Here is a 6,969-nt window from a genome sequence, read left to right on the forward strand (position 1 = left end):
CCTCTGTCGCGCAGTGGCCTGCGCTCCCGGCATCCCGGCAAAAGGCCGTCGGGATGTAAGGGGCAACGCCGTTTCGCAAACCGCGCTTCACGTCGTTGCGGCGGGTCCCTGCTCATTGCCTGCCGGGTGCCACACACCCGTATGAGTCCCTGTCGCCGGGGCTGATACAGCCACAACCTGCCGCACTGACTGTCCAGGGTAAATGAACAGCCCACAAAATTTTTTACCCAAAACCCGGTAAAAAATTTTGCGTTCTGCCCAGGACAGGTGTGTCAGGCCGTGGCAGTGATGCCCCTTGCGGCGAAGGTTCTCAAAAAGGTGATGGTGAATACCGGAGGGAACAAAAGGCAGGTCCCCGCAAAACGTCAAAACCGCGGCTCCCGAAACTCAAAAGATGATGGGGGCTGAAAACATCAACAGAAGGAGACACATCATGGCAGTTCGTGGCATTAACAAGGTCATCCTCGTAGGACGCCTGGGAAAGGATCCGGAAGTCCGTTACATCCCCAACGGGGGCGCAGTGGCAAACCTGCAGGTGGCCACGTCAGAAAGCTGGCGTGACAAACAGACGGGGGAGATGCGGGAGCAGACAGAATGGCATCGCGTGGTGCTGTTCGGCAAGCTCGCGGAAGTGGCAGGTGAATGTCTGCGCAAGGGCGCGCAGGTCTACATCGAAGGTCAGCTTCGCACCCGTAGCTGGGAGGATAACGGTATCACCCGTTACGTCACCGAAATTCTTGTTAAGGCCACGGGCACCATGCAGATGCTGGTACGTGCCGCAGGTGCTCAGACTCAGCCGGAAGAGGGGCAACAGTTCAGCGGTCAGCCTCAGCCGGAACCACTGGCGGAGGCCGGTACGAAAAAAGGTGGCGCAAAAACGAAAGGCCGTGGACGTAAGGCCGCGCAGCCGGAGCCTCAGCCGCAACCGCCGGAGGGTGACGATTACGGGTTTTCAGACGATATCCCGTTCTGAACGACTGACTGTGACAACCGCCCCGTCCTGTGCGGGGCATCACCGGAGAGATGAGGATGAGCGAATATTTCAGAATACTTCAGGGACTGCCTGACGGTCCTTTTACCCGCAAACATGCCGAAGCCGTTGCCGCACAGTACCGGAACGTCTTTATCGAGGATGACCACGGCGAACAGTTTCGCCTGGTTGTCCGTAATAACGGTGCAATGGTCTGGCGTACCTGGAATTTTGAGGACGGCGCCGGGTACTGGATGAACCATGTCATCCGTGATTTCGGGATTCTTAAGTAAGAGAGGTGCCGGACGGGAACGCGTCCGGCAGACAATCATTATTACCGTTTTGGGAGGTACTAACTATGTCAGTTACAGAGTCTAAGGCAAAAACGGAGCGTAAATCCAGCCGTAAACCTGCAAAAACGCAGGAAACAGTCCTGTCGGCCCTGCTGGCGCAGACGGAGGAAGTGAGCGTGCCGCTGGCCTCGCTGATTAAGTCTCCGCTGAATGTGCGCACGGTGCCGTATTCTGCGGAGTCCGTCAGCGAACTGGCGGACTCCATTAAAGGTGTCGGCCTGTTACAGAATCTGGTTGTTCATGCCCTGCCAGGTGACCGTTACGGTGTCGCCGCAGGTGGTCGCCGACTGGCAGCACTCAACATGCTGGCAGAGCGTGACATCATTCAGGTTGACTGGCCTGTCCGTGTGAAGGTCATTCCGCAGGAGCTGGCGACTGCCGCATCGATGACCGAGAACGGTCATCGTCGGGATATGCACCCTGCCGAACAGATTGCCGGATTCCGTGCAATGGCGCAGGAAGGCAAAACACCTGCACAAATCGGTGATTTGCTGGGTTATTCGCCCCGCCACGTTCAGCGAATGCTGAAACTGGCAGACCTTGCGCCTGTCATCCTCGATGCGCTGGCAGAAGACCGCATCACCACCGAGCACTGTCAGGCGCTGGCGCTGGAGAACGACACCGCGCGTCAGGTGCAGGTGTTTGAAGCGGCCTGCCAGTCAGGATGGGGCGGTAAACCGGATGTGCGGGTTATCCGCAATCTGATTACGGAAAGTGAAGTGGCGGTGAAGGACAACACTAAATTCCGCTTCGTGGGGGCTGATGCTTTCTCACCTGACGAACTGCGTACTGATTTGTTCAGCGATGACGAGGGTGGCTATGTGGACTGCGTGGCGCTCGATGCCGCCCTGCTGGAAAAACTCCAGGCTGTCGCTGAACACCTTCGGGAAGCCGAAGGCTGGGAATGGTGTGCCGGACGCATGGAGCCTGTCGGTGAGTGCCGTGAAGATTCCCGGGCATACCGCAACCTGCCGGAGCCGGAAGCGGTGCTGACGGAGGCAGAAGAAGAACGCCTGAACGAACTGATGATGCGTTACGACGCGCTGGAAAACCAGTGTGAGGAATCTGACCTGCTGGCAGCAGAAATGAAGCTGATTGACTGCATGGCGAAGGTCAGGGCGTGGACGCCGGAGATGCGTGCCGGAAGTGGCGTGGTGGTGTCCTGGCGTTACGGTAATGTGTGTGTCCAGCGTGGTGTGCAGTTGCGCAGTGAAGATGACGTGACTGACGACGCTGACCGCACGGAACAGGTGCAGGAAAAAGCGTCAGTGGAGGAAATCAGTCTGCCACTACTGACGAAAATGTCCTCAGAGCGCACGCTGGCAGTCCAGGCAGCGCTGATGCAACAGCCGGACAAATCTCTGGCACTGCTGACATGGACGCTCTGCCTGAATGTGTTTGGCAGCGGGGCGTACAGTAAACCAGCACAAATCAGCCTGGAATGTAAACATTATTCGCTGACCAGCGATGCGCCGTCAGGGAAGGAAGGTGCCGCATTCATGGCGCTGATGGCAGAAAAAGCACGTTTGGTCGCCCTGTTGCCGGAGGGATGGTCACGGGACATGACGACGTTCCTGTCACTCAGCCAGGAGGTGCTGTTATCCCTGCTCAGTTTCTGCACTGCGTGCAGCATCCACGGCGTTCAGACCCGCGAGTGTGGTCACACGTCACGCAGTCCGCTTGACCCGCTGGAAACCGCTATCGGATTCCACATGCGCGACTGGTGGCAGCCGACAAAAGCAAACTTCTTCGGACACCTGAAAAAGCCGCAGATTATCGCAGCCCTGAATGAGGCCGGACTGTCCGGTGCTGCACGGGACGCGGAGAAGATGAAGAAAGGCGATGCGGCTGAACATGCAGAGTTCCACATGAAAGACAACCGCTGGGTGCCTGGCTGGATGTGTGCACCACGCCCACAGACGGATGCCACTGAACGTACCGATAACCTGGCTGATGCCGCCTGATGAACAACCACACCGCCCCGCCGGAGACGGGGCGGCAGCAAGGGAGATACCGTGATGAAAACTGAACTGACCCTGAATGTATTACAGACCATGAACGCACAGGAATATGAAGATATCCGGGCTGCCGGAAGTGATGAACGCCGTGAGCTGACTCACGCCGTGATGCGGGAGCTGGATGCGCCGGATAACTGGACGATGAACGGCGAGTACGGCAGCGAGTTTGGCGGCTTTTTCCCCGTCCAGGTCCGTTTCACGCCTGCCCACGAACGTTTTCACCTGGCGTTATGTTCACCGGGCGATGTCTCTCAGGTCTGGGTGCTGGTTCTGGTGAATGCCGGTGGTGAGCCGTTTGCGGTGGTTCAGGTACAGCGGCGGTTTGCATCGGAAGCCGTCAGCCATTCACTGGCACTGGCGGCGTCACTGGATACGCAGGGGTACAGCGTTAACGACATCATCCATATCCTGATGGCGGAAGGAGGTCAGGTATGAGCGTACGTTCACAGGCACTGGTTCCCCTCAGCACAGAGCAACAGGCCGCATGGCGGGCGGTGGCGGAGACAGAAAAACGCCGCCATCAGGGTAACACGCTGGCGGAATATCCGTATGCGGGGGCGTTTTTCCGCTGTCTGAACGGAAGCCGCAGGATATCGCTGTCTGACCTGCGATTTTTCATGCCGTCCCTGACCGCAGAAGAACTGCACGGCAACCGTCTTCAGTGGCTGTATGCCATCGATGTGCTGATTGAAACACAGGGCGAGGTCTGCCTCCTTCCCCTTCCCGGTGATGCAGCAGAGCGGTTGTTTCCGTCGGTGCGGTTTCGTGTCAGGGAGCGCAGTCGCCATAAATCCGCGCTGGTCATGCAGAAGTACAGCCGCCAGCAGGCACGGGAGGCAGAGCAGAAAGCCCGTGCGTACCAGGCGCTGGTCGCTCAGGCTGAAATCGAACTGGCATTCCATTCGCCGGAAACAGTCGGAAGCTGGCATGCACGCTGGAGTGACCGGGTGGCAGAGCATGACCTGGAAACCCTGTTCTGGCAGTGGGGCGAGCGTTTTCCGTCACTGGCCGGAATGGAACGCTGGCAGTGGCAGGATATGCCGTTCTGGCAGGTTATTGCGGAAGCCAGTCTTGCAGCAAGAGAGGCCGGTCACGCTGTCCGTGAGATGGAGCGGTGGATGGTGCCGAACAAACTCCGGGAGGCAGCGTGATGCGGCAACAATCACACAGATTACCCGTAAACAGCCTGAATGAGCGGGTTATTTTCAGGAAAAGTGAGTGTGGTCAGCGTGCAGGGATATGGGCTATGATGTGCCCGGCGCTTGAGGCTTTCTGCCTCATGACGTGAAGGTGGTTTGTTGCCGTGTTGTGTGGCAGAAGGACAAAAGCCCCGTAGTTAATTTTTCATTAACCCACGAGGCCCCTGCATGCTTAGACAACATCAGGATAGCCTCTTACCGCGCTTTGCGCAAGGAGAAGAAGGCCATGAAACTACCACGCAGCTCTCTTGTCTGGTGTGTGTTGATCGTGTGTCTCACACTGTTGATATTCACTTATCTGACACGAAAATCGCTGTGCGAGATTCGTTACAGAGACGGATACAGGGAGGTGGCGGCTTTCATGGCTTACGAGTGCGACAAGAAGTCGTCCAACATATTGTTTTGATAAATCACTTATACAAAACCAACTATTCCATTAGTTGTAGCCTACTGAGGCAGGCAAGGCTGGTAACGGCTCTGTCTGAAGCCCTCGGGACAATGTAGCTTAGCAAATATTGCTTCAGTAAATCGTGAGAAGATCTGATCGCTGCAAGCATCATGCGGCGAAAGCGCTAGGCTGGGTGGTATGGTTAACACAGTGAACTGTCGTTAAACGTCGTGACATGAAACAAGCCAAAGATGCTGACAGGCTTGCACCAAAAGGTAAGGGGTAAGGCTATTCCTGTTCGTAATGGGAATACATGGACAACAACTCCCCCGGCGGATAGACAGAACCTAACCCACTCTTTGTATGTTGGCCGGAACTTGGTAAGCCCGAATTCTCGCCCTAGTGGCAGGTGCACTGTAAGGCAAACTGATGAGAATGCGGGTAAAGGAGGATGGAAAAAGCGAAAGCCGGACTGTAATCGTGCGGATAGAGGTTCAACATTTGCCTTAACGGGAAACCGTGCTGACTTCCATCTGGTCTTTAATTGCGAAACATCTGCGAAGGTTTCTTTGGATGACATGTATGAAAATTACATCTAACAATGTAACTGCGGTCATCAACGGAAAAGGTTGGCATTCCATTAACTGGAAGAAATGCCATCAACACGTTAAAACCATACAGACAAGAATCGCAAAGGCGGCATGTAACCAGCAATGGCGTACAGTTGGTAGACTGCAACGACTGCTGGTTCGCTCATTCAGCGCCAGAGCACTGGCGGTGAAACGAGTTACGGAAAATAGCGGGCGTAAAACCCCCGGAGTGGATGGCCAAATCTGGAGTACTCCAGCATCAAAATGGGAAGCGATATTTAAACTCAGGCGAAAAGGGTACAAGCCCCTACCGCTAAAAAGAGTTTTTATACCCAAATCTAATGGCAAGAAAAGACCATTAGGAATTCCCGTCATGCTTGACAGGGCAATGCAAGCCCTGTACCTGCTGGGATTAGAGCCTGTATCGGAAACTAATGCAGATCACAACAGTTATGGTTTCAGACCAGCACGATGTACGGCTGACGCCATTCAACAGGTGTGTAATATGTATAGTTCCCGGAACGCCTCGAAATGGGTTCTGGAAGGCGATATTAAAGGATGCTTTGAACACATTAGCCACCGGTGGCTGCTTGAAAATATTCCTATGGACAAGCAAATACTCCGTAATTGGTTGAAAGCTGGGATCATCGAAAAAGGCATATTCAGCAAAACTCTCTCGGGTACCCCCCAGGGAGGAATCATATCTCCAGTTCTGGCAAACATGGCCCTGGATGGACTGGAAATACTGCTGCAAAATCGCTTTGGTTCGAAACGGTCAAAAATATTCAGGAAACATCAGGTTCACTTCGTCCGGTATGCTGATGATTTCATCATTTCCGGAAAGTCGAAGGAACTTCTGGAAGAGAATGTTCTTCCGTTGGTGAAATCATTTCTTGCAGAAAGAGGGCTGACTTTATCCGAAGAGAAAACGGTCATCACTCACATTACGGACGGATTTGATTTTCTTGGGCAGCACGTCCGACGCTTCGGTAGAAAACTCATAATCAGACCAGCCAAGAAAAACGTTAAACAATTTCTTAGCAAGATCAGAGAGACTATTGAAGGTAACCGAACGGTTCCTGCATGGGTGCTAATAAGTCGGCTTAATCCAATCATCACCGGGTGGGCAAACTATCACCAACATGTAGCATCGGCCGAGACATTTAACTATGTCGACAACCAAATCTGGCGCAAAATCTGGCAGTGGTGCAGAAGGAGACATCCCGGCAAAGGCCGGAGATGGATTTTCCGTAAGTACCACACGACAATAAAAATGTGTCATGGTCGATTTTATGGAGTCGATCCGGAGGGCAGGAAATATGTTCTGTCCCGGGCCAGCGACATCCATATTAATCGATATATAAAAATAAAGGGAGCGGCAAATCCATATGATCCCGAGTGGGACACATACTTCGAAAGAAGGCTGGACTACTCATGGAAGAAATCCCATC

The 6,969-nt window shown here is 54.2% G+C and carries 6 protein-coding genes and 1 pseudogene; all 7 read left to right on the forward strand.

Going from position 1 to position 6,969, the window contains the following annotated elements; translation table 11 throughout:
* Positions 1-433 precede the first annotated feature (433 nt).
* A complete protein-coding gene (locus tag V6C07_RS07720; protein WP_061351996.1) occupies positions 434-973 on the forward strand; it encodes a single-stranded DNA-binding protein in 540 nt (179 codons plus the stop codon).
* Between the two features lie 56 nt (positions 974-1,029).
* The gene (locus V6C07_RS07725) at positions 1,030-1,263 is read left to right on the forward strand and encodes a DUF905 family protein (protein ID WP_000005990.1); all 234 of its coding nucleotides are present in this window, start codon (positions 1,030-1,032) and stop codon (positions 1,261-1,263) included.
* A gap of 65 nt (positions 1,264-1,328) precedes the next feature.
* The gene (locus V6C07_RS07730) at positions 1,329-3,287 is read left to right on the forward strand and encodes a ParB/RepB/Spo0J family partition protein (RefSeq protein ID WP_000117171.1); all 1,959 of its coding nucleotides are present in this window, start codon (positions 1,329-1,331) and stop codon (positions 3,285-3,287) included.
* A gap of 54 nt (positions 3,288-3,341) precedes the next feature.
* Complete coding sequence (psiB, locus tag V6C07_RS07735) at positions 3,342-3,776, forward strand: conjugation system SOS inhibitor PsiB (protein WP_000845928.1); 435 nt, start codon at positions 3,342-3,344, stop codon at positions 3,774-3,776.
* Entirely contained in the window at positions 3,773-4,492 is a 720-nt protein-coding gene (locus V6C07_RS07740; protein ID WP_000116348.1) for a plasmid SOS inhibition protein A, read from the forward strand. The genes psiB and V6C07_RS07740 overlap by 4 nt, the downstream gene beginning before the upstream one ends.
* Positions 4,493-4,708: 216 nt before the next feature.
* Positions 4,709-4,918 (forward strand): annotated as a pseudogene (locus tag V6C07_RS07745) (FlmC family protein); the annotation flags it as partial.
* A 592-nt stretch (positions 4,919-5,510) separates the two neighbouring features.
* On the forward strand, positions 5,511-6,969 hold a 1,459-nt coding region (ltrA, locus tag V6C07_RS07750; protein WP_333535795.1), incomplete at its 3' end, for a group II intron reverse transcriptase/maturase.

Origin of the sequence: Desulfovibrio sp. 1214_IL3152, from assembly GCF_036763055.1 — a bacterium.
In the GTDB taxonomy this organism is placed as follows: domain Bacteria; phylum Desulfobacterota; class Desulfovibrionia; order Desulfovibrionales; family Desulfovibrionaceae; genus Desulfovibrio.